We start from the raw sequence: 15,105 nt of genomic DNA on the forward strand, positions 1-15,105 counted from the left end.
ATTTAAACCCTCGTCGCAAGACGGGGGTTTTTTTATATCTTGTAAAATGTTTAGACTATTTTTGTTGCCAGCAATGTCGTTTTCTATACATCACCTCAATCCAAATCAATAAACAAGTCTATAAATAGACCTGAACTTGATTCGTGCAATTAATAAACCTATTATCCATCCGGTCAATAAGACGATGGTTAAATAGATCACACGGATTAATGAATAGAAAAATTTACAATAATGTAAAAATATTTATGATTGTCCTGGCGTTAAGCCTGATTACGATCCCCTTTTCCCGTTATATCTCCCCGCGCGCTATCGTCAACGAAAATGATGTTTATTTAGCGTGGTTGCCCTTAAGCGCCATGCTCGCCATCGTATTGTTATTTGGACGTCGGGCAATCATTCCTTTACTGATTGGATTTAGTGTTACTAACATTTATTACTTTGATTTAGCATTACTACAATCTTCCGTGTTATTAATTTGTCAGACGTTTGCCGTCTTCGCTGCCTGTGGCGTCATCCGTCTGATGCTGGGCAAACGCTGGCGACACAGCATCCCGAATAAGTACATCGGTATACGTATTTTCTGGCTCGGATTTGTGGTTCCTGTAGGCACCAAATTATCGATGTATCTGGCGGGATATTTATTTGATTTTCCGGTGACAATCTCCTCCTATTTCGGCGAAGGCTCTGCAATTTATAACGTTATCGATATTCAAAGCCTGATTTGTGCCGCCCTGATTTTCACCATGATGTTCTACTACCCGTTAAGAATGATAATTAATCCCCGGTATGCCCGAACATTCTGGCGGCGAAGCGTGAAGCCCCTCTTTTGTCACAAAAAAGTGTTATTTATCGTTGTGTGGCTGATGCTGTTGGTCTCGATGATCGCTATTTTGTGCGCGCCTTTCGAGTCACAGTTTATTGCTGGTTATTTGATGCCAATCGTTTTTATTCTTTTTACCCTGGGGATTGGTCGTCTGAGCTATGCGCTCATCTCTTTACTCTGGGCGGCCTCGGCGCTCATGCTGTTGACCTACAATTATAATTTTCTTAATGGCGTTGAATCGGGCCACTCGCTCTCCTTTATCTTGTCGGTACTGATCTCTTTCGCCATCTGCCTGCTTTACATGTCGCGGATCTATCAGAAAAGTGAATGGCTGAAACAGGGGTGGCAGGAGAGGGCGCTTACCGATCCGCTCACCGGTCTGCCTAACATTCGTGCGCTGGAAGTGTTTTTACAGCACCATCCCGGAGCCAAAATCTGCTGCCTGCGCCTGGATAATCTGGAATTTCTGAGCCGTCATTACGGCATCCTCATGCGTGTACACTGTAAAAAGATGATCACCGCGTCGCTGCAACCGTTATTGCAAAAAGACGAGAAGCTCTTTCAGTTGCCAGGCAGTGAGCTGGTGGTGGTCTTGTTGGGTCCGGGCACGGCTGAACGTCTGCAATACATGGTTGATCATCTGAACAGCCGTAAGATTGTCTGGAACAAGACTGAGCTCGACATTGAGTTTGGCGCCTCCTGGGGCGAAGTACCGGATGGGGAAAGCCTGCACCACACGCTGGGTCAGCTGAGCTGGCTGTCCGAGCAATCCTGTGGCGGGCATAACGTTCTGGCGTTAACCAACAGTCTGGATGATGTCTCTGGTCAGACGACGGACAGGGTGCTAATGCTGGCCCGCATAAAACGCGCCCTTGATATCGGCGGTCTTCACCTTTACGCCCAGCCAATTCACAACGCGCGCGGAGAAGGGTACTTTGAAATCCTCTCCAGGCTGGAAAGCGATGGCGAGATCATCACCCCTGACCGCTTTATTCCGCTGATTGCTCAGTTTAACCTGAGCCACCGGTTTGACCTGAACGTGTTGGAAAAATTGCTGATGTGGATGCGCAGCCATCCGTCCGGACGTGCAGGAACGCGCTTCTCCGTTAATCTGATGCCGCTGACGCTGATGCAAAATGAGATTGCGGCTGAGATCATCGCGCTTTTTGAACGCTACGCCATTGCGCCGCAAAATATCATCATTGAGATCACCGAGGAACAGGCTTTCTCAGACTCGGGAAGCAGCATCAAAAATATCCAGCAGCTGCGTGATTACGGCTTCCGCATTGCCATAGACGACTTTGGTACCGGCTATGCCAACTTTGAGCGCCTGAAGCGGCTGGAGGCCGATATCATTAAGATCGATGGTTGCTTCGTGAAAGATATCTGCACCGACAGCATGGATGCGATGATCGTGCAGTCCATTTGCAACATGGCAAAAACGAAATCGCTGTGTGTGGTGGCTGAATATGTGGAAACGGCTGAACAACGCGAGATGTTGTTGCGATTTGGCGTAGATTATTTGCAGGGCTATTTGATTGGTAAACCCCAGCCTCTGGCGGCGCTGGAAGCATAAAAAAACCGGGAGCGAGGACTCCCGGTTTTTATTACGCGGTATGAATTACAGAACCAGTGCTGCAATAGAGGCAGACAGGACGCTCACCAGCGTTGAACCGTAAACCAGCTTCAGGCCAAAGCGAGAAACCACGTTACCCTGCTCTTCGTTCAGGCCTTTAATCGCGCCAGCGATGATACCGATGGAAGAGAAGTTCGCGAAGGAGACCAGGAAGACGGACAGGATCCCTTCCGCACGTGGGGAGAGTGTGCTGGCAATCTTCTGGAGATCCATCATCGCCACGAATTCGTTGGATACCAGTTTCGTTGCCATGATACTGCCCACCTGCAACGCTTCGTGAGCGGGCACGCCCATCACCCAGGCAACCGGGTAAAAGATGTAGCCCAGAATACCCTGGAAGGAGATACCGAGTACGGCCGCAAACAGGGCGTTCAGCGCAGCGATCAGCGCGATAAAGCCAATCAGCATCGCGGCAACGATAATTGCAACCTTGAAACCCGCCAGAATGTATTCACCCAGCATTTCGAAGAAGCTCTGCCCCTCGTGCAGGTTAGACATCTGAATGTTCTCTTCGCTGGCATCCACGCGGTACGGGTTAATCAGCGAAAGCACGATAAAGGTGCTGAACATGTTCAGAACCAGGGCCGCAACCACGTATTTTGGTTCCAGCATGGTCATATACGCGCCCACGATAGACATGGAAACGGTAGACATTGCGGTTGCCGCCATGGTGTACATGCGGTTACGGGACATCTTGCCGAGGATATCTTTATACGCAATGAAGTTCTCAGACTGACCGAGGATCAGTGAGCTGACTGCGTTAAAGGATTCCAGTTTACCCATGCCGTTAACTTTCGATAACAGGAAGCCGATCGCACGGATAACCACCGGAAGAACGCGGATGTGCTGAAGGATACCGATCAGGGCAGAGATGAAGACGATAGGGCAGAGTACCTTCAGGAAGAAGAAGGCCAGACCCTGATCGTTCATGCTGCCAAAGACGAAGTTTGTCCCTTCGTTGGCAAATCCGAGCAGTTTTTCGAACATTTCGGAGAAGCCTTTCACGAAGCCGAGGCCTACGTTGGAGTTCAGGAAGAACCACGCAAGTAAAACTTCAATGACCAGCAGCTGGACAACATAGCGAATACGAATTTTTTTGCGGTCTGTGCTGACCAGCAATGCAAGTGCAGTAACGACAACAAGTGCCAGGACAAAATGAAGGACGCGGTCCATATTTGCTCCAAATATGAGGCAGGTTTAATTTCCGTGCACATTCTATGTAACAAGCACAAAGAAAACGAGATCAAGCCCACACTATAGTTACATCCTGTGACGAGTCTCAAAAATAGTGATCAACAATACATTTTTGTTATGTTAGGTAAATGAGTGAAAAGTTAAGTTTGTGTGCTACGCTTCACAAATGTCTGCGCATTTTCACATTCTGTGACCTTGCTCCACCTGCCTGTCTATCGTTCCTGGCTATCAGAGAAATCATGTTAACCATTTCAAATGAACTTGATAATCATTCTCATTTTGATAGCATAAAACATAGCAAAGGCTATATTTCCAGAGGCAGAAATGACGAATAGTCGCGTAGAGAGTAGCAGCGGCAGAGCGGCACGCAAGCTGCGGCTCGCATTAATGGGACCGGCATTCATTGCCGCGATTGGCTACATCGATCCGGGTAATTTTGCGACCAACATTCAGGCCGGGGCCAGCTTCGGCTATAAACTGCTGTGGGTTGTGGTCTGGGCCAATCTGATGGCGATGCTGATTCAGATGCTCTCCGCGAAGCTGGGTATTGCTACCGGAAAAAACCTGGCGGAGCAAATCCGCGATCATTATCCACGTCCGGCAGTTTGGTTTTACTGGGTTCAGGCGGAAATTATCGCCATGGCCACCGATCTCGCCGAGTTTATCGGGGCGGCGATCGGCTTTAAGCTTATTCTGGGCGTATCTCTGCTTCAGGGGGCCGTGCTAACCGGTATCGCCACTTTCCTGATTCTGATGCTCCAGCGGCGGGGGCAAAAACCGCTGGAGAAAGTCATCGGCGGCCTGCTGCTGTTCGTCGCTGCCGCCTATATTGTTGAGCTGATTTTCTCCCAGCCGAATCTGGCGCAGCTGACGAAAGGGATGGTGATCCCGTCGTTACCTACTTCTGAAGCCGTTTTTCTGGCTGCCGGGGTGCTGGGGGCGACCATTATGCCGCACGTCATTTATCTACACTCTTCATTAACCCAGAATCTGCATGGCGGGACGAGTAAAGAGCGCTACTCCGCCTCGAAATGGGATGTGGCTATCGCGATGACCATTGCCGGATTTGTGAATCTGGCGATGATGGCCACCGCCGCCGCCGCGTTCCACTTTAACGGGCATACCGGGGTTGCCGATCTTGACCAGGCTTACCTGACGCTGGAGCCGTTGCTGAGTCATGCCGCTGCCACTATTTTTGGTTTAAGCCTGGTTGCTGCGGGCCTTTCATCTACGGTTGTGGGGACACTGGCCGGGCAGGTGGTGATGCAGGGGTTCGTACGTTTCCATATTCCGCTGTGGGTTCGCCGCTCGGTCACGATGCTGCCTTCCTTTGTTGTGATCCTGATGGGACTGGATCCGACCCGCATTCTGGTGATGAGTCAGGTGCTGCTGAGTTTCGGGATTACGCTGGCGCTGGTGCCGCTGCTGATCTTCACAAGCAACAAATCACTGATGGGCGATCTGGTGAATTCGACGTGGGTGAAACGCGCCGGGTGGGCCATTGTGGTCGTGGTGGTGGCGTTAAACTTGTGGTTGCTGATAGGCACAGCCGCAGGCCTGTAAAAGAAAAAGGAGCCGGAAGGCTCCTTTTTGTTGTTAATGGTGATGGCCGTGACCGTGGCCTCTGCCTTTTCCGTGACCCCAGCCGCCACGGCGGTCGTCACGATCTTTCCAGCCTTCGCGGTAGCCGCGTTCGTAAGCCTTACGCTTATCCCAGCCACGGTGATAGCCGTTATCGTGTTTCCACCAGCGGTTTTGACGCCATTCATAATGGCGATGCCAGTAGTCACGGTCGCGCCAGTAGCCACCGTCCCAGTATCTGCCGTAGTCATCACGATCGCCAATTTGTAATTTAATCGATGGCAACAGGGTGATTTCGCCCGCATTGGCGACCAGCGGGGCCGAAGCCAGTAATACCGCTGCAAGAATCAGTGACCTGAACATACTCTTCTCCTTCACGATCGGGGCCGCTGTGCGACCTGTTAACGCAATTTTACGAGTTGGTAAACATTCGTTTCATCGCCTCAACTCCTAAATCATGAACGAGAGCACTTTTTGCTAAAAGTGTTTTTAATCTGAACTGGACAGGATCGTATCTATCGTCTTGAGCTCTTCTGCCGTGAACCGACAATTTTCAAGCACGCCTGCTGCATCATCAATTTGTCCGGTCTTGCTTGCGCCGATGAGCACGGATGTCACCGCATCGTGGCGCAGGATCCAGGCCAGGGCCATTTGCGACAGCTTTTGCCCCCGTTTTTCCGCCAGCGCATTCAGCTTACGTACCTTTTCCAGCTTTTTGTCGGTGATCTGTTCCGGATTAAGGAACTTACTGCCGCTTGCTGCGCGAGAATCCGCTGGGATGCCGTTCAGATAGCGATCGGTCAACTGTCCGCCCGCCAGTGGAGAGAAGGGGATACATCCCACCCCTTTTTGCTGCAACACGTCCAGCAACCCCTCTTCAGGCGCACGTTCAAACATGGAGTACTTCGGCTGGTGGATCAAACATGGCGTGCCCAGATCCTCCATTATTTCAATCGCCTGCCGTGCCATTTCTGCCGGGTAGTTGGACAGACCGATGTACAGCGCTTTGCCCTGACGCACCACATGGTCAAGCGCTTTCATGGTTTCACGTAGCGGCGTGTGTGGATCCGGGCGGTGGTGATAGAAGATATCGACATACTCCAGCCCCATACGCTTGAGGCTCTGGTCCAGGCTTGCGATCAGATATTTACGCGAGCCCCAGTCACCGTAAGGCCCGTCCCACATGGTGTAGCCCGCTTTAGTGGAGATGATCAGCTCATCGCGCCAGGGCAGGAAATCCTCCTGCAAAATGCGCCCAAAATTACGTTCGGCCGAACCAGGAGGCGGGCCGTAATTATTGGCAAGGTCAAAATGCGTAATACCCAAATTGAAAGCACGCTGTAAAAGTTGACGGCTGTTTTCGAGCAACGTCGCGTCGCCAAAATTATGCCACAGCCCCAGCGAGATGGCGGGAAGCTTAAGACCGCTTTGCCCACAGCGGCGATATTGCATTGTCTGATAACGATTTTTGTCAGGCTGATAACCCATTTGTGAGACCTCTGGCGCTGGAAAGAAACATCCGTGTATACGTTTACACTAATCTGAAGAAAATGAGCATAGCGCAGCTTTTTTCGTAAAGCATTCTTTCCAGCCCCTGATTGTCGTCAATTCTGGACACGCTTCACGCTTATTTAATACTCAGAGTGAGGTCAACGTCAGAAGGACACTTATAATATGCGTACCCCCTATTGCGTCGCCGATTACCTGCTGGACCGACTAACAGATTGTGGTGCCGATCATCTGTTTGGCGTGCCGGGCGACTATAACCTGCAATTTCTCGATCACGTGATAGATAGCCCGGACATCTGCTGGGTGGGCTGTGCCAACGAACTGAACGCGTCTTACGCCGCAGACGGCTATGCCCGCTGTAAGGGCTTTGCCGCACTCCTGACGACATTCGGCGTTGGGGAGTTAAGCGCCATGAACGGTGTGGCGGGCAGCTTTGCCGAACATGTTCCCGTCCTCCATATTGTAGGGGCCCCGGGTATGGCGGCGCAGCAGCGAGGAGAGTTACTGCACCATACGTTGGGCGACGGCGAGTTCCGCCACTTCTATCATATGAGCGAACCTATCACCGTTGCGCAGGCGGTGCTTACGGAACAAAACGCCTGCTATGAAATTGACAGAGTCCTGACCACCATGCTGCGGGAGCGCCGTCCGGGCTATCTGATGCTGCCCGCCGATGTGGCGAAAAAAGCCGCTACACCTCCTGTAAGCGCTCTCACTGTTAACCCCGCACCGGCCGATTCAGCCTGCTTGCAGGCGTTCCGTGAGGCTGCCGAAAAGCGCTTGTCTACGAGCAAACGCACCGCGCTGTTAGCGGACTTCCTGGTACTCCGCCACGGTCTGCGCGCGGCCCTTCAGACGTGGGTGAAAGAGGTGCCGATGGCACACGCCACCATGCTGATGGGCAAGGGCATTTTTGACGAACGACAGAGCGGTTTTTACGGCACCTACAGCGGATCGGCGAGCGCCGCGCCGGTCAAAGAGGCCATCGAGGGTGCTGATACGGTGCTGTGCATTGGCACGCGCTTTACCGATACGCTCACTGCCGGATTTACCCACCAGCTTACGCCAGACCAGACGATAGAGGTTCAGCCTCACGCGTCCCGCGTCGGCGACGTCTGGTTTACGGGTATCCCGATGAGGGAGGCCATTGAAACGCTGACAGCGCTGTGTAAAACCTATGTTCGTGATACGCGAGCGCCATCGGATCACAGCGGCTTTTCGTTCCCGACTATTGAAGGGGCGCTGACTCAGGAGAGCTTCTGGCGCACCCTGCAAACGTTTATTCGCCCCGGAGACATTATTCTGGCTGACCAGGGGACGTCTGCTTTCGGCGCTATCGATCTGCGTTTACCGGCGGACGTGAACTTTATCGTCCAGCCGCTGTGGGGATCGATTGGCTACACGCTGGCGGCGGCGTTTGGCGCGCAAACGGCGTGTCCGAATCGACGCGTGATTGTCCTGACGGGCGACGGCGCCGCGCAGTTGACCATTCAGGAGCTGGGATCCATGCTGCGCGACAAGCAGCGCCCGATTATTCTGGTGCTTAACAACGAAGGATACACGGTGGAAAGGGCCATCCACGGGCCGGAGCAGCGCTATAACGATATTGCCCTCTGGAACTGGACGCAGATACCGCAGGCGCTGAGCCTGGCGCCTCAGGCAGAGTGCTGGCGCGTCAGCGAAGCGGAAGCGCTGGCGGAGGTGCTGGATAAAGTGGCACACCATGAGCGGCTTTCGCTGATCGAGGTCATGCTGCCGAAAGCCGATATTCCGCCGCTGCTGAGCGCGCTGACCAAAGCGCTGGAGGCGCGCAATAACGCCTGATTACCTGTCGTTTCGCCATGCCATCAGCATCGGTTTGCCCGCCAGCAGGAGCCAGGCGGGCAACATCACGATACAGAGCAGCGGCAGAAGCGTGGTATCCGGCACGACAACGGCCGCCATAAACAGGCTCAGCCACGCATCGCGCGTGACCACCAGTACCAGCCCCAGAATGGAGCAGGAGACGGTAATCGCCGCAGGGACAGCGTCAACGTGCTCATGCAGCATCAGCCCCAGCGCGACGCCAACAAATACCGCCGGGAAGATACGACCTCCCCGGAAACCACAGGCCGCCGCGACCACCAGCGCCGCCAGTTTCACCAGCGCGAACAGCAGATAATCTGAGACGCTGAAGACCTGGCTGAAGGCCAGCTGCTGCATCTCGTCCAGACCCTTAAACAGCGTAACCGTCCCGCCGATAGCGCCTAAAACGCCCAGAATAAAACCCCCCATGCCCAGAATCAGCACCGGATGCTTCAGCCTGTGCATCAGGCGATGCAGGCGAGGAAGACACCACACCGCGACCATCCCCAGCGCAATGGCGATCGCGACGACGACGGCGCCGCTGAAAATATCGGTGAGTTGCATCTGGCCGTAGTGGGGAATGGAGAGTGAAAAATGGGGATGGAAAAACAGGCTGGTGGTGAGGGCTCCCGCAGCGGCGGCCATTAGCGGCGCGAAGAGTTTATCCCAAAGCGGCACCTCATGATCACTGCTGAGCGTTTGCGAAAAAATGAGCGCAGCCGCGACCGGAGTGCCAAACAGCGCCCCGATGGTGCCAGCGGAGGCCAGGATCGTCCAGTCCAGCGCGCCAACGCGCGGGAAAAGACGCGCCCCCAGAAAGACCGCCAGCGCGATATTCACCGCCATAATGGGATGTTCAGGCCCGAGGCTTACGCCGCCCGCAAGACCGATTATCAGCGCGATGATAAGCCCCGGCAGAGCCGAGGGGGAGACAGGCGCGCCAATCAAGGGTTCCAGTGCCGGGTCCGGCCCGGCATGGCCCGGGCTATAGCGGATCACCAGCCCTACGGCAATCCCGGTCAGGGTCAGCATCACCATGATCCAGCCCGGCGAGTCAATGCTGATGCCGAGTTTTACCGGAAGCGCGGTCCATAAAATCGTTTGCAGCACCGCCGCCACTTTCATGACGACGATGAGCACCAGGCTCGACGCCACGCCAATAATCAGCGCCGGGACAGCCAATAACAGCATGATTCTGGCTCGCGGATGGAGCATGATGATTTCCTTGTACAAAACGGCTTAACGTTACTTTGCACAATCAGCATTGTGGCAATAGTGCAAAAGGTGCTGAAACGGTAAAGTTATTATGTGACGAAGATCGATAATCCATGGGCAGTCACCTTCTGGTCGTTGTTGTTATCACGCCTTGAATTTACAGTGTCCCAAAGATTTATTCTGACTTTAGCGGAGCAGTAGAAGAATGACAAAGTATGCTTTGGTAGGTGATGTAGGCGGCACCAACGCGCGCCTTGCCCTGTGCGATGTGAACAGCGGTGAAATTTCTCAGGCGAAAACCTATTCAGGGCTGGATTACCCAAGCCTGGAAGCGGTGGTTCGCGTCTATCTGGAAGAGCATAAAGTGAGCGTTGAAGACGGTTGTATCGCCATCGCCTGTCCGATTACCGGCGACTGGGTGGCGATGACCAACCACACGTGGGCCTTCTCAATTGCCGAAATGCGGAAAAACCTCGGCTTCTCGCACCTTGAAATTATCAACGACTTCACTGCGGTTTCCATGGCTATCCCAATGCTTAAACCAGAGCATCTGATTCAGTTCGGCGGTACGGCCCCGGTTGAAGGCAAACCGATTGCCGTTTACGGCGCGGGAACCGGTCTGGGGGTGGCGCACCTGGTCCACGTCGACAAACGCTGGGTCAGCCTGCCGGGCGAGGGCGGTCACGTGGATTTTGCGCCGAACAGCGAAGAAGAGGGCATTATTCTTGAGGAGCTACGCGCCGAGATTGGTCACGTGTCGGCCGAGCGGGTGCTTTCTGGTCCGGGTCTGGTGAACCTGTATCGGGCGATTGTCAAATCAGACGGTCGTCTGCCGGAAAATCTGCAACCGAAAGATGTGACCGAACGCGCGCTGGCCGACAGCTGTATTGACTGCCGCCGTGCTTTGTCGCTGTTCTGCGTCATCATGGGGCGTTTTGGCGGCAACCTGGCGCTGAACCTTGGCACCTTTGGCGGGGTCTATATTGCGGGCGGGATCGTGCCGCGCTTCCTCGATTTCTTTACCGCCTCCGGCTTCCGTGGCGGCTTCGAAGACAAAGGCCGCTTCAGGAGCTATGTCCAGGACATTCCTGTTTACCTGATTGTCCACGACAACCCAGGCTTACTGGGATCCGGCGCGCATCTGCGTCAGGTTCTTGGTCAGATCCTCTGACGCTCATTTCCCTCTCCTGCGGGAGAGGGAACGTGCTACAGGTGCATGAGCTGGCGGAACTCTTTCACTCTGCTGCGGCTTACAGGCACCTGAAAATCCAGATCCTTCAGCCGCAATATATAGGTGTTGTTAAACCAGGGTTCGATTTCGCGGATCTTGTTCAGGTTGACGCAGAACGAGCGGTGGCAGCGGAAGAAGTGGGCGGCCGGGAGTTTATTGCAGAATTCGGTGATGTTCATCGCCATGACGTAGGATTCACGCCGCGTATAGACAAATGTCATTTTTTCATGCGCTTCGGCATAGTAAATATCGTCGACAGGCGTGACGATGATCCGTTCGTCCTTCACCAGATTAATTGTGTCGTTTTCCCGCGCTACCGGGCTGGCACTGGCGGGTAAGGACTGCTGCTGCCACGCGGCTTCCAGCTTATGCAGCATGCTGATAATACGCGACTCCTGGTACGGCTTTAGAATATAGTCAAACGCCTCAAGCTCGAAGGCCTCCACGGCATGCTCTTTCCACGCGGTGACAAACACAATAAACGGCTTGTGGGCGAACTGATTGATATTTTGCGCCAGCAGGACGCCGTCCAGCGACGGAATATTAATATCGAGGAATATCGCGTCGACCCGGTTATGCTGTAAAAATTTCAGCACGTCCAGACCATCCTCAAAACAGCCAACAATCTCCATCTGGCTGTGGGTTTTGATAAGCCAGCTCAACTCCTGTTGAGCCAGAAATTCATCTTCTACGATGATGACTTTCATCTGTTACTCCGGCCTACGGCAACAAGGATATGGGGGCATTCACGGGCGTTCGCTCATTCGGAACATAAAAGGCAATTTCGGTGCCCGGCTCAAGGCGGTGAATATGCAGCCCGTCACCGTACAGCAGTTTGACCCGGTGATGCACATTCAGCAGTCCGATCTTGTTGCCCGGCATTTCGTTTGATTTGACGCGTTCGATAACTTTCGGATCGATGCCGTGCCCGGTATCGCGCACGGCGATACGCACGCGGTTACCGCTTTCCGTTACGCTAATTGTTACCACGCCTTTGCCTTTACACGGCTGAATACCGTGAACAATGGCGTTTTCCACCAGAGGCTGGATCAGCAGGCTTGGGATCACGCAGTTGACCTCTTCATCAATATCGTAAATGACCGTCAGCTTATCGCCAAAGCGAGCCTGCTCGATCGCGATGTAATCCTTGATTTGATACAGCTCTTTTTTGATGTCGATCTGCTCGTCGTCTTTTAGCTCAATGTTGTAGCGCAGATAGCGCGACAGATTAAATATCAGCTGCCGCGCGGTATCCGGATTCAGACGGATGGAAGAGGAGATAGCGTTCAGCGCGTTAAACAGGAAATGGGGATTGATCTTACTTTGCAGGGCGCGCAGCTCTGCCTTATTTGCCATCTCGCGCAGCTGCTCTGCACGCGAAACCTCAAGTTGAGTGGAGATGATCTGCGACAGGCCAATCGCCATCTCCTGGAGCGAGGAGGTGATTTGGTGCGCATGACAGTAGTAAATTTTCAGCGTCCCCGTGACCACGCCTTTTTCCCACAGCGGGATCACCAGCATTGAGTGGATCTCTGGCGTCCGGTGGGCTTCGTCATTGTTTTTAATGATGATTTTTCCGTAGTTAATCGCCTGTCTGGTGGTCGGGCTGATGGTGTCGTCGCTGTCGCGATAATTGTGCTCACCGACGCCAACGTAAGCCAGCACGTGATCAATATTGGTGATAGCGACCGCATCGGCATGAATATCACGGCGGATGATATCGCAAACCTGACGTAAAGATTCGGCGTTAACGTGCCGGAAAAGCGGCAGCGTCTTGTTGGCGATATCCAGCGCCAGCTTGGCCTGACGCGCGGCGCTGGCCTCTTTTTCGCCTTCCACGCTTTGCACCAGCAGCACGATAAAACCGATACAGACGCTCCCGAGGATCATCGGAATACCGATCTTCGAGACGATATCCAGCCCCAGCGCAACGGTTGGCGCCCAGACGATGACCAGGATCATGGTCAGCGTTTCGCAGACCATCCCCGCGATAATCCCCGCACGCCAGTGCTGCTTTTTCGGGATTTTGCGGTTAATCCAGCCCGAGAGCAGCCCGGCAATAATGCTGGTGATAAAGCAGGGAACTGCCGTCACGCCGCCAATATCAATCAGGTATCGATGGGTGCCAGCGATAATGCCTGTGATAATCCCGACCCAGGGACCAAAGAGGATCCCGCCCGACATGACGGCGATGATGCGCACGTTCACCAGCGAGCCTTCTACCGGCACCCCGGACCAGGTGCTGAACAGGGCAAACATCGAAAAGATAAACGTGACGGCCAGCAGCTCTTTTGGCGAATGGGCAGATTTATGCAACAGTTCGCGGAACAAGCGGATGCGGATAAGGAAAAAGAGACAGATCAGCATTAATGCCGCGCGGTCGAACACCGCGAGGAGCATATTGAAGATTTCGTGCACGGTCAGGCCTGGGAAAACGGGAAAAATCTATGATAGAAAACATAGGGCCTGATGACCAGCTATCCATCAGATTTATCAAATGGGGAAAAACCATAATTCTCAAAGGGGATTGCTGGCTTTTGACTGAAAGCCGGCGCTTTTCCGTTTGGGGAGAAACGTCAGGTAACGATACTGAAAATATTGTGTTAAATTGTAGAGCTTAAAACTGCCTGTTCGCGATAGGAGTTCCGCTTTTCACTGCAATCGCATTCCCGTTTTAGCGCAAAATATTGTTTTGCCGTTATCCTCTCGACAGCGTCTTTTTCTTCAGGTTATTTTCTAAGCATGCCACACGGGTGGCAGCGTCGCTCGGACGGTCCGGGCGCTAACGTGACTCTGAGGAATCTATGGCTGAATTCAGTCCTGAACGCCGTTTTACGCGTATCGATCGTCTCCCCCCTTATGTTTTCAATATTACTGCTGAACTAAAAATGGCTGCGCGTCGGCGCGGCGAAGACATTATCGATTTCAGTATGGGTAACCCTGACGGCCCAACGCCGCCGCACATTGTTGAGAAACTCTGCACGGTTGCCCAGCGTCCCGATACCCATGGGTATTCCACCTCACGCGGCATTCCACGCTTACGTCGGGCAATCTCCCGCTGGTATCAGGATCGTTATCAGGTCGATATCGATCCTGAAAATGAAGCGATTGTGACCATTGGCTCCAAAGAGGGGCTGGCCCACCTGATGCTGGCGACGCTGGATCACGGCGATACCGTACTGGTGCCGAATCCGAGCTACCCGATTCACATCTATGGGGCGGTGATTGCCGGGGCGCAGGTGCGTTCTGTCCCGCTGGTGGAAGGCGTCGACTTCTTTAACGAGCTGGAACGGGCGATTCGTGAAAGCTATCCGAAGCCGAAAATGATGATCCTCGGTTTCCCGTCAAACCCAACGGCACAATGCGTTGAACTCGAATTCTTCGAGAAAGTGGTCGCGCTGGCTAAGCGTTACGACGTGCTGGTGGTACACGATCTCGCCTACGCCGATATCGTTTATGATGGCTGGAAAGCGCCGTCAATTATGCAGGTACCGGGTGCCCGTGATGTGGCGGTTGAGTTTTTCACCCTGTCGAAAAGCTACAACATGGCGGGCTGGCGAATTGGTTTTATGGTGGGAAACAAAACGCTGGTGAGTGCCCTGGCGCGTATTAAAAGCTACCATGACTATGGCACCTTTACGCCGTTACAGGTCGCGGCCATCGCGGCGCTGGAAGGGGATCAGCAGTGCGTGCTCGATATTGCCGCTCAGTACAAACGCCGTCGTGATGTGCTGGTAAAAGGGCTTCATGAAGCAGGCTGGATGGTGGAAATGCCTAAAGCCTCCATGTACGTCTGGGCGAAAATCCCCGAGCCGTATGCGGCGATGGGTTCTCTGGAATTTGCCAAAAAACTGCTTCAGGATGCGAAGGTTTGCGTCTCTCCAGGCATTGGCTTTGGTGACTACGGTGACACGCATGTGCGTTTCGCGCTGATTGAAAACAGCGACCGTATCCGTCAGGCAGTGCGGGGCATTAAAAGCATGTTCCGTGCGGATGGCCTGCTTGCAGCGAAGAGCGTTGCGGAACAACCCGAGTCGTAACAGACCCCAAAAAAAACAGGCGCCAACGGCG

At 53.5% G+C, this 15,105-nt stretch carries 11 protein-coding genes; 5 read left to right on the forward strand and 6 right to left on the reverse strand.

Annotated features, from left to right (window positions below; translation table 11 throughout):
- Positions 1 to 209 precede the first annotated feature (209 nt).
- Positions 210 to 2,399 (forward strand): EAL domain-containing protein, encoded by a 2,190-nt coding sequence (locus tag AM329_RS01655; protein ID WP_032609774.1) that lies wholly within the window; start codon positions 210 to 212, stop codon positions 2,397 to 2,399.
- A gap of 45 nt (positions 2,400 to 2,444) precedes the next feature.
- Here AM329_RS01655 and nupC read toward each other — a convergent pair whose 3' ends face one another.
- A complete protein-coding gene (gene nupC, locus AM329_RS01660) occupies positions 2,445 to 3,632 on the reverse strand; it encodes a nucleoside permease NupC (RefSeq protein WP_003861341.1) in 1,188 nt (395 codons plus the stop codon).
- A gap of 345 nt (positions 3,633 to 3,977) precedes the next feature.
- Between nupC and AM329_RS01665 the strand changes: the two genes are divergently transcribed.
- Positions 3,978 to 5,216: an Nramp family divalent metal transporter gene (locus AM329_RS01665; RefSeq protein ID WP_032609772.1), complete on the forward strand. Its 1,239-nt coding sequence runs from the start codon at positions 3,978 to 3,980 to the stop codon at positions 5,214 to 5,216.
- A 33-nt stretch (positions 5,217 to 5,249) separates the two neighbouring features.
- Here AM329_RS01665 and ypeC read toward each other — a convergent pair whose 3' ends face one another.
- Positions 5,250 to 5,597, reverse strand: coding sequence for a DUF2502 domain-containing protein YpeC (ypeC, locus tag AM329_RS01670; protein WP_003861345.1), 348 nt, complete (start codon positions 5,595 to 5,597; stop codon positions 5,250 to 5,252).
- Positions 5,598 to 5,723: 126 nt separating this feature from the next.
- On the reverse strand, positions 5,724 to 6,722 hold the full coding sequence (gene mgrA, locus AM329_RS01675; protein ID WP_022651552.1) for an L-glyceraldehyde 3-phosphate reductase: 999 nt from the start codon (positions 6,720 to 6,722) through the stop codon (positions 5,724 to 5,726).
- 186 nt (positions 6,723 to 6,908) lie between these two features.
- Here mgrA and ipdC point away from each other — a divergent pair, with 186 nt between their 5' ends.
- Positions 6,909 to 8,567, forward strand: coding sequence for an indolepyruvate decarboxylase (gene ipdC, locus AM329_RS01680; protein WP_022651551.1), 1,659 nt, complete (start codon positions 6,909 to 6,911; stop codon positions 8,565 to 8,567).
- Here ipdC and AM329_RS01685 read toward each other — a convergent pair whose 3' ends face one another.
- On the reverse strand, positions 8,568 to 9,803 hold the full coding sequence (locus tag AM329_RS01685) for an ion channel protein (RefSeq protein ID WP_039264705.1): 1,236 nt from the start codon (positions 9,801 to 9,803) through the stop codon (positions 8,568 to 8,570).
- Positions 9,804 to 10,008: 205 nt separating this feature from the next.
- Between AM329_RS01685 and glk the strand changes: the two genes are divergently transcribed.
- Positions 10,009 to 10,974, forward strand: coding sequence for a glucokinase (glk, locus tag AM329_RS01690; RefSeq protein WP_003861352.1), 966 nt, complete (start codon positions 10,009 to 10,011; stop codon positions 10,972 to 10,974).
- A gap of 35 nt (positions 10,975 to 11,009) precedes the next feature.
- On the opposite strand, the gene AM329_RS01695 is transcribed toward glk, so the two are convergent.
- Positions 11,010 to 11,741 carry a LytTR family DNA-binding domain-containing protein gene (locus AM329_RS01695; protein WP_023325009.1) on the reverse strand — a complete coding sequence of 244 codons (732 nt, stop codon included), beginning with the start codon at positions 11,739 to 11,741 and terminating at the stop codon, positions 11,010 to 11,012.
- 13 nt (positions 11,742 to 11,754) lie between these two features.
- On the reverse strand, positions 11,755 to 13,452 hold the full coding sequence (locus AM329_RS01700; protein WP_003861356.1) for a sensor histidine kinase: 1,698 nt from the start codon (positions 13,450 to 13,452) through the stop codon (positions 11,755 to 11,757).
- 386 nt (positions 13,453 to 13,838) lie between these two features.
- Between AM329_RS01700 and alaC the strand changes: the two genes are divergently transcribed.
- Entirely contained in the window at positions 13,839 to 15,074 is a 1,236-nt protein-coding gene (gene alaC / locus AM329_RS01705; RefSeq protein ID WP_023314600.1) for an alanine transaminase, read from the forward strand.
- Positions 15,075 to 15,105: the final 31 nt, after the last annotated feature.

Origin of the sequence: Enterobacter cloacae complex sp. AR_0002 (genome assembly GCF_001922365.1) — a bacterium.
Lineage (GTDB): Bacteria > Pseudomonadota > Gammaproteobacteria > Enterobacterales > Enterobacteriaceae > Enterobacter > Enterobacter hormaechei_C.

Coding starts and splice junctions, on each gene's coding strand:
- AM329_RS01655 (WP_032609774.1), top strand. CDS start 210: ATGAATAGAAAAATTTACAATAATGTAAAAATATTTATGATTGTCCTG.
- nupC (WP_003861341.1), bottom strand. CDS start 3,632: ATGGACCGCGTCCTTCATTTTGTCCTGGCACTTGTTGTCGTTACTGCA.
- AM329_RS01665 (WP_032609772.1), top strand. CDS start 3,978: ATGACGAATAGTCGCGTAGAGAGTAGCAGCGGCAGAGCGGCACGCAAG.
- ypeC (WP_003861345.1), bottom strand. CDS start 5,597: ATGTTCAGGTCACTGATTCTTGCAGCGGTATTACTGGCTTCGGCCCCG.
- mgrA (WP_022651552.1), bottom strand. CDS start 6,722: ATGGGTTATCAGCCTGACAAAAATCGTTATCAGACAATGCAATATCGC.
- ipdC (WP_022651551.1), top strand. CDS start 6,909: ATGCGTACCCCCTATTGCGTCGCCGATTACCTGCTGGACCGACTAACA.
- AM329_RS01685 (WP_039264705.1), bottom strand. CDS start 9,803: ATGCTCCATCCGCGAGCCAGAATCATGCTGTTATTGGCTGTCCCGGCG.
- glk (WP_003861352.1), top strand. CDS start 10,009: ATGACAAAGTATGCTTTGGTAGGTGATGTAGGCGGCACCAACGCGCGC.
- AM329_RS01695 (WP_023325009.1), bottom strand. CDS start 11,741: ATGAAAGTCATCATCGTAGAAGATGAATTTCTGGCTCAACAGGAGTTG.
- alaC (WP_023314600.1), top strand. CDS start 13,839: ATGGCTGAATTCAGTCCTGAACGCCGTTTTACGCGTATCGATCGTCTC.